The following is a 17,526-nucleotide window of genomic DNA, read 5'->3' on the forward strand; positions in this document are numbered from 1 at the left end:
ATCAATTCCTCTTTTCTATTTTTTCCTGTTCTTCTTGACGCAAATAATATAGCACATAAAATGAATGCGTTTTCACTTTGAGGACGGTTAGGGATTTAACCCATCCAACTTGGAACATGCTTCATTTTTCTGAACTATCTGTCAATTTTTCAGTAATTTTTATTATATCTTGACATTATGCTTCATTTTCCCGGGAAAAATCCCAGGCAAAATGGTACATTAAATTAATTAAAGAAAGCGGTTTAACAGTTTTTTGTTTGAACGCTACACTCTTGTCTACCTGTCGCTTTTTTGATACCGGTTTCACTGCTGATTAGGCCCCATTGAGGGTTAAATAATCACCTCGCAACTATAATTAACACCTTTTTCTTTGCTCGTGGTGTCATTTTCCTGGGAAAAACCACCTTTTTGATACCAAATTTGTATTTTCTTGATACCAAAAACACCTTAATTTTTAGAAATTTTTTCTATTCTTTTTTCATCCCTACAATTTTGCGCATAAAAAAGACACATTTATCCTTTTTTTCGGTTAAATGCGTCCCTGATTTTAATATTTAATTGTTAGATTAGCCGGCTGCTGTGCTTGATAAGTAGCGTGTTGGCTTAAATAATCAATCAGTAAGCCTTGCACATCATCTTCATACTTGCGAACGATCTTGTCAGCACTAAACATCGGGTATTCCCCTCCGCCGATTCCACGGTACTGGTTTCTACTTGATCGTGATCACCTAGCTCTTGACCATGGTATTGCAAGCGCACTACTCGGTGCCCTACTGGCTGTCGTAGGTCAAAAGTATAATCAATTCCACTATAAAAATCATAATCATAGAATTGCTCTTTGGGATAAACAAACTTTTGCGCTACTGTCACTTGCCCGGCATCATCCACTTCGAAGAAAGAGGCACACCGTTCTAGTGCTGTCCGCAAATCCTTCCCCGTTACCCGTTCTACTACCAGGGTATTAGGATAAGGATAACCGTTTAAAATATTCCGAATCGTTACTTGCGGATCCAAGCCGCGAATTTCATTATTAAATAAAGCAGTAGAAGCAACATCTGCTCCCGTAGCCGCCATTTCTACTTGGTTAATTAATTCCAGATATGGATGCCCATATAAGCGTGCTTGCAGGTGATCATGGATCAACATGTCTCCCGTAATTGTTGTTAATGGCTGGTCCAACCACGCGTCAACTGCTTGCTTCCATGGCGCAGTCAACCGTGACATCTTTGCGTCAGGTGGAACCGATGCCACAGACAACAATTCGGCCTGTGCATTGACAACCTGCTTGTTTTCATCCAAATCAAGAATAATCTGCCCGATTTTTTCGCCCCGATACCCGGGCTGGGTTGTCGGGATTCCATTCACAATCGTTGCAATCTGACGGTGCTGATGTCCAGTCACCACTACATCAACTCCAGGAATCTGCGTTAACAATTTGTAGCCTTCATTCTCACCGGTATCGGTTTCTGTCGGCTGCCCCGTTTCCAAGTCTGCCTCGAACCCTCCATGGTAAGCCAAAATGACTACATCCACTACTGGTCGGAGCTGGGTTACGTATTTTTGCGCTGCAGTTAAAGCTGACTGGAAGGTCAAATGCTTCACATGGTCCGGTTCTTCCCAGTGGGGAATATACTGGGTGGTTACCCCTACGATTCCAATTTTGACGCCTTGTTTTTCAATAACAGTATACGGAGCAAATAAAGGCTGACCATCTTCCAAAATATTGGCAGAGAGTAAAGGATAGGTAACGTCTTGCCATACTTGCTTAATATAATCAATCCCATAATTGAACTCATGGTTCCCTAAGATTCCCACATCAGCTTCTGCTTCTTGGGTCAATTCCTTAAACATCTGATCGAAGTGGTCAGTTGCTTGGGTCTTAAAGGCATAAGACGACATCGGAGCACCCTCAATAAAATCCCCATTTTCAATGTAAACCACAATATCATCCAGGTATTGCTGTCTAATCTGTTTAATCATGGCAATATCTTTGAGGTAACCAAAGGGGTTATAGGCATCTTTGGTAGCAAAGTTAGTTGGATAAATATTGCCATGAACATCACTAGTTGATAAAATTCTTAACCGCATTTTTACACCAATCGCTTTCGTAATGTCCCTGAAACCCAGTCAATTACCGTTACCATGATAATAATTCCCAGTAAGATAATCCCTACTCGGTCCCAAGTCCGAGTTTGAATTGCAAAGAGGAGCGGAGTCCCGATCCCACCGGCACCAACCATTCCCAGGATCGATGCTGACCGTACAGCAATTTCAAACCGGTACAAAGTATAGTTGATAAATTCAGGTAAAATGGTCGGAAATGTTGCTAGCAACCAGATATCTGCTCGGTTACCCCCAGCTGCTTCTAATGCTTCATCTGCTCCACGGTCCATGTTTTCAATTGCTTCAGAAAATAGCTTCCCTAACATCCCAATTGAGTGGATTGAAACCGCTAAAACCCCTGCAAAAGATCCTGGACCAACCGCTTTAATAAACATGATCGCCAAAACAATTTCTGGAAAAGTTCTGATAAATACCAAAACCAATTTTCCCGTTGTTGACCGGACGTGCCACCGACTATTTTTATCTGTCCGGGCAGCCCAGAATGCAAAGGGCACACTGAGCAAAGCGGAAACAAAGGTCCCCAGAAAGGCAATCGCCAAGGTCTGGATAATCAAACTGACTAAATCTTCACCACTGCCATTATAAACATATGAAAAATCTGGATGGGTGAGACCATGCAAGATGGAAAAACTGACTTCTCGGGCTGATTCTTGTACACCTGAGAATTGCAATCCAGTTAAAGCCCAAATGTAAATAGCAATGATGACTACACCCCAACCTAACCAACTATACCGCTGCCAGGTTTCTTTTTTATTATTCATCGTACTAATACTCATTATACCAACTTCTCCCTTAACCAATTGCTAAAGCCATCAATGATAATTACGACTGCAAAAATAACGATGACAATGACCCCGGTTTGTGCGTACTGGAATGATGACAGTGACCGTTGGAGATATACCCCGATCCCACCGGCACCAAGATAACCTAAAATAGTTGACGCCCGGACATTAATTTCAAAAGTATACAAAAAGTAACTTACGAAATTGTTCAAAATCTGTGGCAACACAGCAAAAATGATAATTTGCATCTTGTTGGCTCCAGCTGCTCGCAGTGCTTCTAGTGGTCCTTCGTCAATAGTTTCAATTGCTTCATAGAAGAGCTTTGAAACCATCCCAAAAGAAAAGACTGCCAGTGTCCAAACCCCTGCTGTCGGGCCGATCCCAACAATCGCCACAAATAGTGCTGCTAATAGCAGGTCTGGGAGGGTCCGTACTAGGTTGAGGATCAAGCGAATTACACTTCTAACCACTTTATTTTTAACAATGTTACGGGCAGCAATGATCGCAAAAGGCACCGCTAATACTGTCCCAATAGTAGTTCCAATCAGGGCCATCTGAATCGTTTCCAGCAGTGGTTGCCAAATGATATCAATATAGTCCCAGGCCGGAGAAGCCATCTGTTCAACTAGGACAAAAAACTGATTTAGATTGGTGAAAAAAGTCCCCCAATCAACCCCAGTCATAGCTGATGAAAGGCCCAAAAGAATAACAAATAAAACTGTCCAACCCCACCCAATTAGGTGATATTTTTGGACGAAGGTTCTTTTTGGAATCTTGTTGTTCATAAAATCCCTACCCTTCTTGCTTTTCGGCATAAATCTCATCAAAGTCAGTTTGCTTTACAGCCGCAATCGGTTGGTCATAAACCAGCTTACCTGCCCGTAACCCAATAATGTGATCGGAATATTCCATAGCAATCGGAACCGAGTGCAAGTTGGCAATAACGGTAATACCAAAATCTTGGTTGAGTTTTTTGAGGTCATCCATTACTTCTTTAGTAGTCATTGGGTCCAAGGAAGCGATCGGCTCATCCGCCAAAATAATTTGCGGGTCTTGCATGAAAGTTCGCGCAATGGCTACCCGTTGCTGTTGTCCACCTGAAAGTTGGTCCACCCGGGTATAGATTTTTTCTGCCATATTTACCCGTTGGAGGGCTAATTCTGCCTTTTCTTTATCTTCCTTGCTGAACAGTCCCAAAGCACTCTTCCACGTTGGATAATACCCTACGCGTCCCGAAAGAACATTCCGTTGAACACTGGAACGCTTAACCAGATTAAAGTTTTGGAAAATCATCCCAATTTCCCGACGCAATTGCCGTAGCTCTTTTCCCTTTAAAGCAACAATGGAACGCCCATTGAGCAAGATGTCGCCACTCGTAATATCATGCATGCGGTTAATCGTCCGCATCAGCGTACTTTTTCCCGCACCAGACAACCCCACAACTGCAACAAATTCCCCCTTATTGATCGTCAAATTAATGTTATCAAGCCCCACAACCCCATTAGGGTAAACTTTGCGCACCTGTTGAAATTCAATTAACTTCTCAGCCATATTTCTCCCTCACTTCATAAACAAAGGGCCGGGAAATAATGATTATTCCTCAGCCCCAAAAATTATCAAACGTGTTAAAAGTTACTTATTCAGCTTTTCAGCAATCTTGTCATACTGACGAATAGTATTAAAGTTACTGTCCTTGGAATCCTTGTAACCTGCATGAGTGTAAACGTCCATCATGATCTGCTTACCTTCCTTAGTCTTAACAACTTTCTTGAAGGCTTGAGAAATCTTCTTTTGCCACTTTGGACTCATATCTCCCCGGACAGTGATCGTATCATTTGGAATCTTAGGTGTTTGATAGAGTGGAACCACTTTATCCATTACATCAGGAGCATCCTTCTTAACTAAGTTACGTGCTCCTTGGAAAACAAAGGCTGCATCTGCGTTCTTGTTATAGACAGCTAATACCCCTTGGTCATGGCCCTTAACTTGAACAGTCTTAATCCCGTCCTTGTTGATGTTAATCCCATGCTTGTAGAGAGAAACAGCTGGGAAGATCCAGCCTGCGGTAGAAGTAGTGTCTTGAACAGCAATCTTCTTGCCCTTCAAATCAGATAATTTCTTAATGCCACTATCTTTGCGAACTAAAATTTGCGAATGGTAGTAATCTACCAACTTGTTACCTTGACGATCACCTGGTTCCAAGTAGTTATAACGTTCTGCTTGGAGTAAAACCTTAGCGCCGTAATTCTTGTGAGCTAAAACATATGCGTCTGGTGGCAAGAAACCAACGTCAACTTTCTTAGAACCCATGGCTTCCACCACAGTGTTGTAGTCAGTAGAAACACTAACCTTAACTGGAATACCTAATTCCTTCTTCAATAGTTTTTCCAATGGCTTAGCCTTGGCTTCCATCTTGTTGGCATTTGATGAAGGCACAAACTGAACTGTCAGTTCTTTAGGAGTGTAATCCCCAGATGACTTAGATGAACTAGATGATGATTTACCACAAGCTGCTAACCCTGCAGCTACTAATAAAGCAGATGATGCAAGTAAAACCTTTTTGAAAATTCGCATTTTTTGCTCCCTCTCGATGTTCTTTTTCTTTACTACGCAAATAATATATTAAATAACGAACTATTTATCAAACATTATTTTCTATAATTCACTTTTTGATATAAAATCACACATTAAAAATTAAAAAAATTGAATTTTTTATCAAAAGACGAACTTTTTTCAAAAAATAAAAATACTGATGAAACATAGCGTTCCACCAGTATTCAATATATTGTTAATCCATGTACCAACGACCAGGATCAGTCATAATGATCAACTCGAAAGTCTTAGTAGCTGGATCATATTCGATTTCACTAACAGTGCAATTTGGGATCCCCCGTTGACTCCGAATCATCTTAACTGTTTCTGGAGCCCATTTGTGAAGGAAGTTCCCGATCGCCCCACCATGCGATACAATCAGGACAGTGTTGTTCCCTTCCATTTCCATAATCGCGGTGATTGTTTCATTCATTCGTTTTTGAACATCGGCCATATCTTCACCGCCATACTGCACAAAAGCAGATGGGTTGTCGATAAACCAATTTTTAGGCTGTAAATATTCATCAGCCCCCTCAAACGTTCCAAAGCTCATCTCGCGCAAGTCCTTGAGTCGGATATATGGCATATCCCGAATCAATTCCAAGGTATCGTTGGTTCGTTCTGAGGTTGAGGCGTAGGCAGCATCGAATTCAACATTTTGTAAAAACTTACCCGCTGCCCGTGCTTGTTTCTTCCCCAATTCAGTCAGTGGCGAATCACACCACCCTTGCGTCTTGTGGAGACGGTTAAAAAGTGTTTGCCCATGCCGAACAAGATATAGTTTCTTCTTCATTATAATCACTCCTACTTTGGAAACGTGTACATATATATTATACAATGCTTCTCATTAGATTTTAAGGGGGAAGTCACCTGTTTCCGTTAGGGGCTTTATCATGAAGCAATCCATCAAGTTGTGCGCATCACTCGTAGTCAATGAAGCCGGCATTGAATGGTAACCAAGTTTATGGTACACATGCAGGGCTGCAGCGAGGCGGTGATGACTCTCTAAGGCAATGTACTCATATCCAGCTTCCCTAGCTGCCTGTTCAACCTTTTTGATTAAAGAATAACTCCACCCATGCCCTTGAGCAGCCTGGCTAATGTATACTTTTTGGAGCTCAGCAATTTTTCGTTTCGGGACATACTCCCCAAAGCCAGCTCCCCCGACGACTTGGTCATTGGCATCAACCACTACAAAGTAGCCGCGACCTGGATAACGATAAAATTCACTTAAATGACCAAGTTCAGGATCAAAATACGCTGTCCCCGGCAAATTCAATTGGTAATGCTCTAGTTCGTGCCGAATAATAGTAGCAAGCACCCCATCATCTTCTCTATGTAACTGCCTAATTTTCATCTAACCACCTCATTTCTTTAAATTAGTCTTATTGTACTCATTACATAAAAAAGCGTACATTCTTTATTCCCTGTACGCTTAATTCAATATACTCTTGTCGCTAACTTGATTTTTATTTAACGCTCGCTGGTTAATCTATCGGAATACACCATTTGCATTATGAATAAGTGTCAACATATAAAAACAACTGAGAATAGTGTTCACAGTGAGTAGCTTAGCTACGCTCGAACAAGGCGTGTACAATGTGGATCAACTTGTGGCTATTTTCCACGTTATTTATTGAATAAAAAACGAGACAGGTAAGAAAAAAATTTTCCTCCTGTCTCGTTTTTGCTATCTAGCAAAGATTATTCTTCTTTTCTCCGTCCGGTAACCGCTAAACCAAATAATGATCCTAAGGCTACCAATAGTGCTCCCCATGTGGTTAATGGGTCTACTTGTTGCCCTGTGTGTGGCAATCCTGCTTGGTGTTTTTGTTTATTAGTTTGCACAATCGTCGCAGACTCTTGAACGGGGGTTACCGACATATTATTTTTGCCCCCTGTACTCTGCCCAACTCCATGCTGTTTATCTGGTTTAGTTGTTTGTTCGGTTGCTGTAACTACTTCATCGATAACATGATAATTATGCAATGCTTGCAGAGCAGCATCATATTCTGCTTGCGCCTGGGCTCTTTTTTCCATAGCCGCAGCCAAATCAGTTTGGGCTTGGGCCACTGCTTGCTCATGCGTTGTGGCCAGCGTTTGTACTTGGTTGAATTTTGCCAACGCAGCAGTATATTTTTGCTGTGCATTAGCCAAAGCCGTGGCCTTGGTTGTGGCTAGATCCTGGGCTTGTTGAAGCCGCGTCGGTAGCTGTTGCAATGTCGCCAAATTAGCTTGGGCTGCCTGCGTATCTTGTTGGGCCTGAGCTAACGCTGCTTTTTTAGTGGCTAAGTTAGTCTGAGCTGTCTGCAAAGTGTCATTAGCCTGAGTTACTTGGTCGGTGGCAGTAGCTAATGCTTGTTGAGCTGTTTGCAGTTCAGTTTGCTTGTTTTGTGCTTCAGCTTGCGCTTGCTTTAAGGCTTCAGCAGCCGTTTGGGCAGCTTTTTGCTTTTCGTTCAAATCAGCTTGGGCTTGAGTTACTGCTGTCTGTGCAGCCTGATAATTCTTCTGAGCTTGGGTTAATTTATCCTGAACCCCAGCCAAGTTTTGTAACTGCTGCTGTAAACTTTGAACTTTATTTTGCGCATCCGTGAGTTCTGATTGCGCATCAGCTAAAGCTTCCTGAGTATCAGTCAAATTGTCATTGGCAGCCTTCAGAGTCGCATTTTTCTCGTCTAAGACCTTACGGGCAGTATCCAAGGCTGCTTGGGCTTGATCTACCTGGGCCTGTTTAGTCTGGAGATCAGCATTGAGGGCATCAACTTTATCCTGGGCTTCTTTTTGTGCTGTTTGGGCCTGGTCCAAAGCTGTTTGCGCTTCTTGGGCTGTTTGCTGAGCGGTAGTCAATTTAGCTTGGGCCTGGGCCACTGCTGCCTTAACTTTTTGTAAATCGTTTTGGGCAATCTTTTGACTATTTTCCGCCGCTGTTTGTTTATCTTGCGCTACAGCTAATTCATTTTGAGCTTGGGTAGCTGCTGTCTGTTTAGACGCAAGGTTATTTTGGGCCGTTGTCAGGGCCGTTTGGGCTTCCTGAAGTTGTTGTTTCAGCTCATCTGTATTTGAAAGTGCATATGGACTATCAGCAAAACCATTGCTATCACTAGCACCGGCCATGTTGAAGTGGGAGTAACCATACTTATCGAAGTCAACCCCCATCGTTGCCTGTGTCCCACTATCAAAAGTAGCAAAGGCCAAAGCATGCCCCCACTTAGAACCTGCATCATCAAACATCATTTGCACGATCGTATCATACAATGCTTCTTTTAGAGAATCCATGGTCTGCGGACCGATTGGTAGTTTCTGGAAGCCATTACTCCCCATAGTCCAATATTGTAGCGAACCGCCCATATTTTCCGACCAACCAGCTGCGTCCATATCGTTAGCTATATTGTCTATCCCATCAACGTTATGACTCTTACCGTCTGTCATATGCTCGCCAAAGGCATCCCAGTTTGCATCATTGTATGCTTCATCGGTAATTCGCTTAGAAAATTCTAGTGCTTTAGGTGTAGCTAACATTGGGGCTGTCCCGAATGCTTGGCGGATTTGGTTAACCATATCAACAGCAAAGATTGTTAATTCCTTACGCTGATCTTCCGTCAGGTTCTTGTAATCAACACTAACCTGCTGGTCTGCCTGATTATGCTTATAGCTATTAGCAGCTTTCCCCGCATCTTTAAATTTTTCAACAGCAGCACTGGCATCAGATGTTTTGCTATCTTCGTATTCTCGCAGGGCCGCTACATAACCATCAGGTAAAGTGATGGTATTCTGATTGTCCAGCTGCTGGTTGAGGTCATCAACAGTGGCCTGTTTAGTAGCAACATCGGCCTGGGCTTGGGTTACTGCCGTTCCAGCTTGATCAGCGGTTTGTTGGGCCGCAGTAACCGCTGCTGTAGCATCAGTTACTGCTTGGTTGGCGTCATTAACCGCTTGTTCAGCCAATGCTTGGGCTTTATTTCCGGCATCAACATCTTTTTGAGCACTGGTTACGCTATCTTGGGCAGTCGTTAAAGCTTGTTGCTTGGCAGCAACCTGTCGGTTAGCAGCGTCTAAGTCGGCCTGGGCTTGATCACTGCCAACATTGTTTAACGCATCCCGAGCAGCAGTCAGGGCATCCTTCTTTTCTTGAACCACTTTTTCTGCATCCATGGTGGCTTTCGTGGCGTCGGTCACTGCCTGTTCAGCTTGAGTCACATCAGCTTGTTTGGCTGTTACATTATCAGAGGCAGTAGTGGCTTCTGCCTCTGCTTGTTGCAGTTGCTCCTGAACTTGGCTGGCCTGGGTTTGGGCAGCCTCCGCCTGTTTTTGAGCTTCGTTCATTTCAGTTTCGGCAGTAGTTTGGGCTTGCGTGGCTTGGTCAACCTTTGCCTGACTCTGGGTGACCGCAGCTTGGGTCTGATCAGCATCTTGTTGCTTGGCTGTCACTGTATCCTGAGCAGCTTGCTCAGCAGCAGTTGCTGTTTGTACTTGTTTTTGGGCGTCCGTTTGGGCTTGCGTGGCCTGCTCAACCCCTGTTTGGGCAGTAGCTACATCGGCTTGGGCCTGCGTAACCTCATTTTGGGCTGCTTGCTCGGATTGATTAGCTTGGGTCATCTGGTCTTGCGCTTGCTTTATCTTGTCATCTAAATTTGTATTTTCTGCTTGTAGTTGCTTGAGATTGGCTTGGGCTTCATCATACTCTTTTTGCGCCTGAGTCTGTTGGGCAGTTGCTTGGGTTAAATCTGCTTGAGCTGCCTGAACTTTTTGAGCGTCAGGTTTGGCGGTTGCTTGAGCTTGAGCAAGTCGCTCTTGTGCAGCTTGTACTTGGGCTTGAGCCTGATCCAAGGCTGTTTTTGCCGTTGCAACCTTTGCTTCTAATTGTTCTTTAGTCGTTGTTGCCTGCGTTTGTGTATCTGTTGGGGAACTAACTGGCGTTGCCGCGTGAACCGTCTGGTTGTTAGCTGCCACAATTGTGGCCGAAGTAGCAACTGTTGCCAATGTCAGTGCCTTAAGTCTTGCTTTTTTCATAAAAACCCTCCTCGGATAACTATGTATAAAAAACGTTTACACATAAATTTTATCCCGTTTAATTATTAGCGTCAATGCTACCTATAATTGGGGTATAAAAATACAGAAAAATAAATTTCGTGTTCAAATGCTTGTAGTCCCTAGGCTTATTATTTCCCATATTGTCTGTAAGCCATCAATAAATAAGAGACTGGAAAAAATAGAATTCTCCAGCCTCTTTCGTTTAGCTTATTTAAGCATTTGACTAACTTTTCTTGCCACCTGTTCAATCTTGTTAATTCCCTGGGAAAATGGGTTGTTAGCACTATAAATCGCTATTGTATACCCGTGACCGTTGTTAGGGATAAAACCGATACTATTAACAAACCATGGATCATTACCATTCCAACTAAAAGGTACCCAGCCGTTTTTCAGATAATAATCACTGCTTCCGGCGGATATCCCCCACCGTTGTCCAGCACTAACCGTATGCATTAAGTGTCTGATATAATCCTGGGACTTGCGGTTAAGGTAGGAAGAATGATCTGTCATGAAAATCTGATATAACAGTTTTAACTGATCTGCTGGGGTAGTCTGCGTAGCTCCCCACGATGAACTAGGAGTGGTATTCCTCATCCCCAAATCGCGGTACAAGCGGTTAACCGGACTGCCAGCTTCTCTTAGATGATAGCGGATCAAATTGGTAGTAGCCTCGTTATCACTATTTCTAATCATAATTTCTGCTAAATGCCGTTCCTCGGCAGTTAAATTACCCCCTCTGTTATGTAGCAGTTCTGCTAAAACAGCAACTTTGACAGTACTTGCAGTATTATACCGCCGATTGCCGGCATTACTGTAAGTATAGATCTGACCCGAGCGCTGAGATTGAATAGCCACAGAAATATTCGACCCTAACCGATTAATCAAGCTATTCAATTCATTGAAATCATGGGCATTTCCCCGACCATCAAAAGCATAATAATGCCCGTCAATCCGCAAGATTTCACTTTTAGCCTGGGCACCACTTTCACGGTCGAAGAAATACCGGTTACCATACATGTTTTGCCAGCCATATACCATCTGCCCGTTGCCAGCATAGTAGACAATTTTCTTTTGTTCTGCAATGTACTGGAAGCCCGTCTTCATTGCCCCACTGACCTTATCAAAAAGATACCAGTGACCATTGATTTTTTGCTGCCCGTATTGCATTTGCCCATTGCTTGCATAATAAACTGTCTTCTTTTGATCAGCTAAATATTGGAAGCCCGTCTTCATCGCACCTGTCCACTTATCAAAGAGGTACCAGGTCCAACCCTTGCCAATTCGTTGCTCACCGTACTGCATCTGCCCATTGCTTGCATAATAAACAGTTCGCCCATCATCTAAGCGTTGGAAGCCGGTTTTCATCGCACCACTTCCCTTATCAAAGAGATACCAGTGATTATTTATTTGCTGCTGATAATACTGCATCTGTGCAGTTTTCGGACTATAATATACCGTTCGCCCATCAGATAATTTTTGAAAACCAACCAAGACTTGATTATTCTTACCAAACAAATACCAGTGACCAGCAATCTGAGCTTCTCCTGGCACATGGACCACGGCTCCTTGATCGTCGAACACACAGGTTGTCCCTGCAATGTCTTGCTCACCAGCCTTAGCTAATTGTCCGGTGCTAGTAGCATATAATAGTAAGGCGTTTTTTTGGTCATAGAAAAACTCACCTTTTTTCATAATGCCACTAGTCGGATCAAAATAGTAAGTTGCATTAGCGATGGTTTGACGCCCCTTGGCCATCGCACCGGAACCTAAATCAAAATAATATTTCTGTCCAGAAATTGTTTGCCAGCCATACTGCATTTGACCCTGATTGTTGTAATAGACGGTTCGCCCATCTGGAAGTCCTTGGAAACCAGTCAACATCCGACCGCTGTCCTTTTCAAACAGGTACCAGTAACCATTAATTTGTTTTTCTCCGTATTGCATCCAACCGTTAGCTGCATAGTATACCGTCTTCTTATCATCGGGTAAGTAAGTGAAACCTGTGGACATCTGCCCGTTATTCTGATCAAAGTTATACCAGTGACCAGCAATCTGCTTTTGACCTCTAACCATTGCACCAGAACCATATTCCAAGTAATACCAGTGACCCTTAACCTTCTGCCAACCATATTGCATATGGCCTTTTTCATCATAATAAACCGTCTTTTGGTATTTCGGAATATATTGGAACCCCGCCTTCATTGCCCCATTGGCTGAGTCAAATAAATACCAGTAGCCACCGATTCGTTGTTCACCGTATTGCATTTGTCCATTAGAAGCATAATATACCTTACGGCCATCAGGTAAAGTTTGGAAGCCAGTCTTCATTGCTCCGCTGCTCTTGTCGAACAAATACCAGGTCCAACCGGACCCGATCTTTTGTTCACCATATTGCATTTGGCCTTGATTATTGTAGTAGACGGTCCGTCCGTCAGGGAGCTTTTGGAAGCCCGTCAACATTCGTCCACTACCTTGTTCAAATAAGTACCAGTAGCCATTGATTTGTTTTTCACCGTATACCATCCAACCATTATCTGCATAGTAAACGGTTTTCTTATCATCTGGCAGGTATGTAAAGCCGGTGGACATTTGACCGTTATTACGGTCAAAGTTGTACCAATGACCGGCGATTTGCTTTTGGCCCTTAGTCATCGCACCAGAACCATTTGTTAAGTAGTACCAGTGTCCATTAACTTGTTGCCACCCGTATTGCATTTGGCCATTTTTAGCATAGTAAACCGTCTTCTTATATTCAGGAATGTATTGGAAACCGGTCTTCATTGCCCCAGTCCACTTATCAAATAAATACCAGGTCCAACCGGACCCGATCTTTTGTTCACCATATTGCATCTGGCCTAAACCGTTGTAATAGACAATTCGCCCATCCTTCAATGTTTGAAAGCCTGTGTATTTTGTATTAGTTTTTGGATTATACAGGTACCAGTACCCATTGATTTGCTTTTCAACAGCATCAGCTGGCTTAGGAAAGCTTGTTGTTTGGATAGTGGCTGCCTTCAGCTTATTTTGTGCTGGTGCTTGTGGAGCAGCTGGCGCAGTAGCCATAGCCTTTTTTACAGCTGGTTGACTTGATTGAGCCATATTAGTCTTGATTTTGTCCGTATCCTTTTTACTTGAGTCTGAGGCCTCTTGCGGATCTACCAGTGTCCCTGAATTATTTTTCGCAGTACTAGTAGCCGTTTCTGTTTCCGCAGCTACTACACCATTTGCTGATTGTGTTTCTTTAGTAACAACAGTTTGTGACGTCGAGAATCTTGAGTCCGTCGCATCCAAACTACTAGCAGAGCTTTGATCTGACATGACTCTGGTTACATTTGTCGTTGTCTCATCACGAACTCCGCTGTCATCCGCATAAACATGAGCATTCGCCAATGCCAATCCCGCAGTAGTACCCAAAAATACTAGCGGTGCAACAACCCATGACTTCCCTGCTTTGTACATTTTGTATCGCTTCTTGATATTATCTGTTAACAAAATAGTTCATCTCCCAAAACAATTTCATTATTAAAAACTTTTATCATCATTATTATAAGCAACCAAAAAAATGCTTACAACAACTATTATTTTATCAATTAAGCATAACTAAATACAAAAATAGGACCGGTATTCCCCGATCCTATTAGTGCATGAGTGTATCTAAAAATATTTTTGAAACTATTTAGATTCCGTACAACAAGTCATGTGCTAACTTATCCTTAGTCACTCCAAAGCGTGATAAGTAACCATATGGGTCAACGTGATCGCCCCAGATATGTTGTGTCACCCAGTAGTGAGACTTAATACCCCGTGTACCGACACCACCTGCATCTAGAGTCAACGGAATACCGTACTTACCAGCCATATCCCGGGCTAATCTGACATAGGTCCTATAGTCTTGCCAGAATTGGTTGCTATTCCAGGTCCGCCCCAATTCGATCTGAACTGGAGCGTTGTGATTAGCATTATAACCTGCACCCCAAGAAATCTGACCTGGAGCCCCAACTTGGTAAACTTTACCACCATCACCAACAACAAAAGTTACATACGTTTCACTTCTATTCAAATTCTGCTTGAAATATCTAGCATTGGCTGCTGCTCCAGACTCAACACCAACTTCATGCAAGACAATGTAATTGTTAGCTGCTTTATCACTATCACCCTGCCCTGGAGCTAAAGCATAAGTATAGTCAATGTGATAATTAGGAATCTGTTTTCCATCACTCGCAAAGGTATAGTTAACACCATTGATCGTAGCATTGCCGGTCTGCATCTGCCCGTTATTGGTATTGTAGTAGTACCAATCGTGACCTTCTAGCTTCCAACCTTTGTACATTTCGCCAGATTCATTATTGAACAAGTACCAATGGCCCCCAATATTCTGGCGACCATATAACATTTGACCATTGCTTGCATAATAAACGGTCTTAGTCTGTTCGGGAATGTACTGGAAGCCGGTCTTCATTGACCCACTACCTTTATCAAAGAGGTACCAATGACCAGCAATTTCTTGTTGCCCATACAACATTTGTGCTGTATTAGGGTCATAGTAAACTATTCTCTTGTCCGGTAATGATTGAAAATCTGTTTTAACCTTGTTGGCTGTTCCAAAGAGGTACCAGTGTCCCCCTATCTTCGCTTCACCAACAACATGAACTAAAGCTCCTGATTTGTCAAAAAGATAACTAATACCATCAATAATGGACCGTGAATTAAATAACATCCGACCAGCATGGTCAAGGTAATGTAAGGTTGATGTCCCCTTATCGAAAACTAATTCATTTCCTCTAACAACCCCTGTTTTCTGGTCAAAGTAATAAGTTTCGTTATTGATCTTCTTTTGTCCTTTAGCCATGGCGCCTGAACTTAGATCAAAATAATATGTCCGTCCAGAAATTGTTTGCCAACCATACTGCATCTGCCCATTAGCAGCATAGTATGCAGTCCGGCCATCGGAGAGCTTTTGGAATCCCGTCAACATCCGCCCACTGCCTTGTTCAAACAGATACGAATGTCCATTAATCTTTTGTTGACCATAAAGCATCCAACCGTTAGAGGCATAATAAACGGTCTTTTTGTCGTCTGGTAGATATGTGAACCCTACTGACATTTGACCATTATTGCGATCAAAGTTATACCAGTGACCTGCGATCTGTTTTTGACCACGATACATAGCCCCAGATCCATTTTCTAAATAGTACCAGTGTCTGTTGACCTGTTGCCAGCCATACTGCATTTGACCATTTTGGTTATAGTAAACAGTTTTCTTGAACTTTGGAATATATTGGAAGCCAGTCTGCATAGCTCCACTGACCGAGTCAAATAAGTACCAATGGCCATTGATTTGTTGTTCGCCGTATTGCATCTGACCGTTAGCAGCATAATAAACGGTCTTCTTGTATTCAGGAATATACTGGAAGCCGGTCTTCATTGCCCCGGTATTTTTATCAAAGTTATACCAGGTCCAACCAGAACCAATCTTCAGTTCCCCATGGGCCATTTGCCCGTTGTTTTTGTAATAAACGGTCCGCCCATCGGCCAGCTTGTGGAAACCAGTTAACATCCGCCCGCTGCCTTGTTCAAAAAGATATGAGTTTCCATTAATCTTTTGTTGACCATATTGCATCCAACCATTATTGGCATAATAAACGGTCTTTTTGTCGTCTGGTAGATATGTAAACCCTACTGACATTTGACCATTGTTGCGCTCAAAGTTATACCAGTGACCTGCGATTTGCTTTTGACCACGGTACATAGCCCCAGATCCGTTTTCCAGATAGTACCAGTGACCACCGATTTGTTGCCAACCATACTGCATTTGTCCGTCTTTGTTGTAGTAAACAATCTTCTTAAGCTTAGAAATGTATTGGAAGCCATTTTGTCTAGCACCACTAGCCGAATCAAACAAGTACCAGTAACCGTTGATCTTTTGTTCCCCGTATTGCATTTGGCCATTAGCAGCATAATAAACGGTCTTTTTGTATTCCGGAATGTACTGGAAGCCAGTCTTCATTGCCCCGGTATTCTTGTCAAAGTTGTACCAGGTCCAACCAGAACCAATCTTCAGTTCCCCATGGGCCATTTGCCCATTTTGTTTGTAATAAACAGTTCGCCCATCGGCCAACTTGCGGAAACCAGTTTGTCTAGCACCACTGACTGGATCAAAGAGATACCAGTAACCATTAATCTTTTGTTGACCATATTGTATCTGCCCATTCTTAGCATAATAGACAGTCTTCTTATATTCGGGAATGTATTGGAAGCCGGTCTTCATCGCCCCATTCCACTTGTCAAAAAGGTACCATGTCCAACCTTTGCCAATTCGTTGTTCCCCATATTGCATCTGCCCAAGGTTATTATAGTAAACAATTCGCCCATCCTTCAAAGTTTGAAAACCAGTATATTTAGTATTGGTTTTTGGATTATATAAGTACCAGTGGCCATTGATTTGTCTTTCAACGGCATCAGCAGGCTTAGGAAAGCTAGTTGTTGCTGTTGCAGCTGCTTTTAACTTTCTTTGCACTGGCGCTTGCGGAGCAGCTGGGGCAGCAGCTACTGTCGTTTTTGATGTTGGTTGGCTTGTTTGTGCAACGCTTGTTTTGCTTGCAGTATTATTCTGCGTACTTTGAATATTTTGCGCCTCTGAGGCAACTACTTTTTCCTGTTCACCTATTTGTGGTGTAGTAGTTGCTTTAGGTTGAGAACTTGTAGTAATATTTGTCACATTTTCAGTGCCAACAGCTTCTGTCTTTTGCGTTTCTTCAACCTGTTTAGCAGTAGTCACTTCCGTTATTGGTTGGCTTGCTGTGTCTGCTTGAGCGGCAGTATCAGCCGCCACAAAATTGTTAGTAACTGCCACCCCTGTGAGCATTCCTAAAAAAACTAGTGGGGCGACAACCCAAGATTTACCCGCTTTATACATTTTAAAGCGTTTTTTTTCATGATCAAACAATATTTCCACCCTTTTTCTAACTAAAGCTTACCTAAATTAACCTATTTTCCC

The 17,526-nt window shown here is 42.7% G+C and carries 9 protein-coding genes and 1 pseudogene; all 10 read right to left on the reverse strand.

The features are described from left to right. Positions 1–547: 547 nt before the first annotated feature. Positions 548–2,088: pseudogene (locus V3C97_RS06505) on the reverse strand (bifunctional metallophosphatase/5'-nucleotidase). Between the two features lie 2 nt (positions 2,089–2,090). Continuing rightward, on the reverse strand, positions 2,091–2,885 hold the full coding sequence (gene phnE, locus V3C97_RS06510; RefSeq protein ID WP_278838300.1) for a phosphonate ABC transporter, permease protein PhnE: 795 nt from the start codon (positions 2,883–2,885) through the stop codon (positions 2,091–2,093). A 14-nt stretch (positions 2,886–2,899) separates the two neighbouring features. Next, positions 2,900–3,691: a phosphonate ABC transporter, permease protein PhnE gene (phnE, locus tag V3C97_RS06515; RefSeq protein ID WP_338434039.1), complete on the reverse strand. Its 792-nt coding sequence runs from the start codon at positions 3,689–3,691 to the stop codon at positions 2,900–2,902. Between the two features lie 7 nt (positions 3,692–3,698). Next, positions 3,699–4,457 (reverse strand): phosphonate ABC transporter ATP-binding protein, encoded by a 759-nt coding sequence (gene phnC, locus V3C97_RS06520; RefSeq protein ID WP_338434040.1) that lies wholly within the window; start codon positions 4,455–4,457, stop codon positions 3,699–3,701. 81 nt (positions 4,458–4,538) lie between these two features. Further along, entirely contained in the window at positions 4,539–5,480 is a 942-nt protein-coding gene (locus V3C97_RS06525; RefSeq protein ID WP_009552160.1) for a phosphate/phosphite/phosphonate ABC transporter substrate-binding protein, read from the reverse strand. 214 nt (positions 5,481–5,694) lie between these two features. Next, positions 5,695–6,291, reverse strand: a complete 597-nt coding sequence (locus V3C97_RS06530) for a histidine phosphatase family protein (RefSeq protein WP_338434041.1) — start codon at positions 6,289–6,291, stop codon at positions 5,695–5,697. Between the two features lie 54 nt (positions 6,292–6,345). Further along, positions 6,346–6,855 carry a GNAT family N-acetyltransferase gene (locus tag V3C97_RS06535; RefSeq protein ID WP_338434042.1) on the reverse strand — a complete coding sequence of 170 codons (510 nt, stop codon included), beginning with the start codon at positions 6,853–6,855 and terminating at the stop codon, positions 6,346–6,348. Positions 6,856–7,202: 347 nt separating this feature from the next. After that, entirely contained in the window at positions 7,203–10,508 is a 3,306-nt protein-coding gene (locus V3C97_RS06540; RefSeq protein WP_338434043.1) for an SEC10/PgrA surface exclusion domain-containing protein, read from the reverse strand. 228 nt (positions 10,509–10,736) lie between these two features. Next, positions 10,737–14,021, reverse strand: a complete 3,285-nt coding sequence (locus tag V3C97_RS06545; protein ID WP_338434044.1) for a serine hydrolase — start codon at positions 14,019–14,021, stop codon at positions 10,737–10,739. Between the two features lie 184 nt (positions 14,022–14,205). Beyond that, on the reverse strand, positions 14,206–17,475 hold the full coding sequence (locus tag V3C97_RS06550; protein WP_422392849.1) for an N-acetylmuramoyl-L-alanine amidase: 3,270 nt from the start codon (positions 17,473–17,475) through the stop codon (positions 14,206–14,208). Between the last annotated feature and the right edge of the window lie 51 nt (positions 17,476–17,526).

The organism is Ligilactobacillus saerimneri, from assembly GCF_036689625.1.
Classification (GTDB): Bacteria; Bacillota; Bacilli; order Lactobacillales; family Lactobacillaceae; genus Ligilactobacillus; species Ligilactobacillus saerimneri.

Excerpts from the sequence above, each read along its gene's own strand:
- phnE (WP_278838300.1), bottom strand. The coding sequence starts at position 2,885 with ATGAATAATAAAAAAGAAACCTGGCAGCGGTATAGTTGGTTAGGTTGG.
- phnE (WP_338434039.1), bottom strand. The coding sequence starts at position 3,691 with ATGAACAACAAGATTCCAAAAAGAACCTTCGTCCAAAAATATCACCTA.
- phnC (WP_338434040.1), bottom strand. The coding sequence starts at position 4,457 with ATGGCTGAGAAGTTAATTGAATTTCAACAGGTGCGCAAAGTTTACCCT.
- V3C97_RS06525 (WP_009552160.1), bottom strand. The coding sequence starts at position 5,480 with ATGCGAATTTTCAAAAAGGTTTTACTTGCATCATCTGCTTTATTAGTA.
- V3C97_RS06530 (WP_338434041.1), bottom strand. The coding sequence starts at position 6,291 with ATGAAGAAGAAACTATATCTTGTTCGGCATGGGCAAACACTTTTTAAC.
- V3C97_RS06535 (WP_338434042.1), bottom strand. The coding sequence starts at position 6,855 with ATGAAAATTAGGCAGTTACATAGAGAAGATGATGGGGTGCTTGCTACT.
- V3C97_RS06540 (WP_338434043.1), bottom strand. The coding sequence starts at position 10,508 with ATGAAAAAAGCAAGACTTAAGGCACTGACATTGGCAACAGTTGCTACT.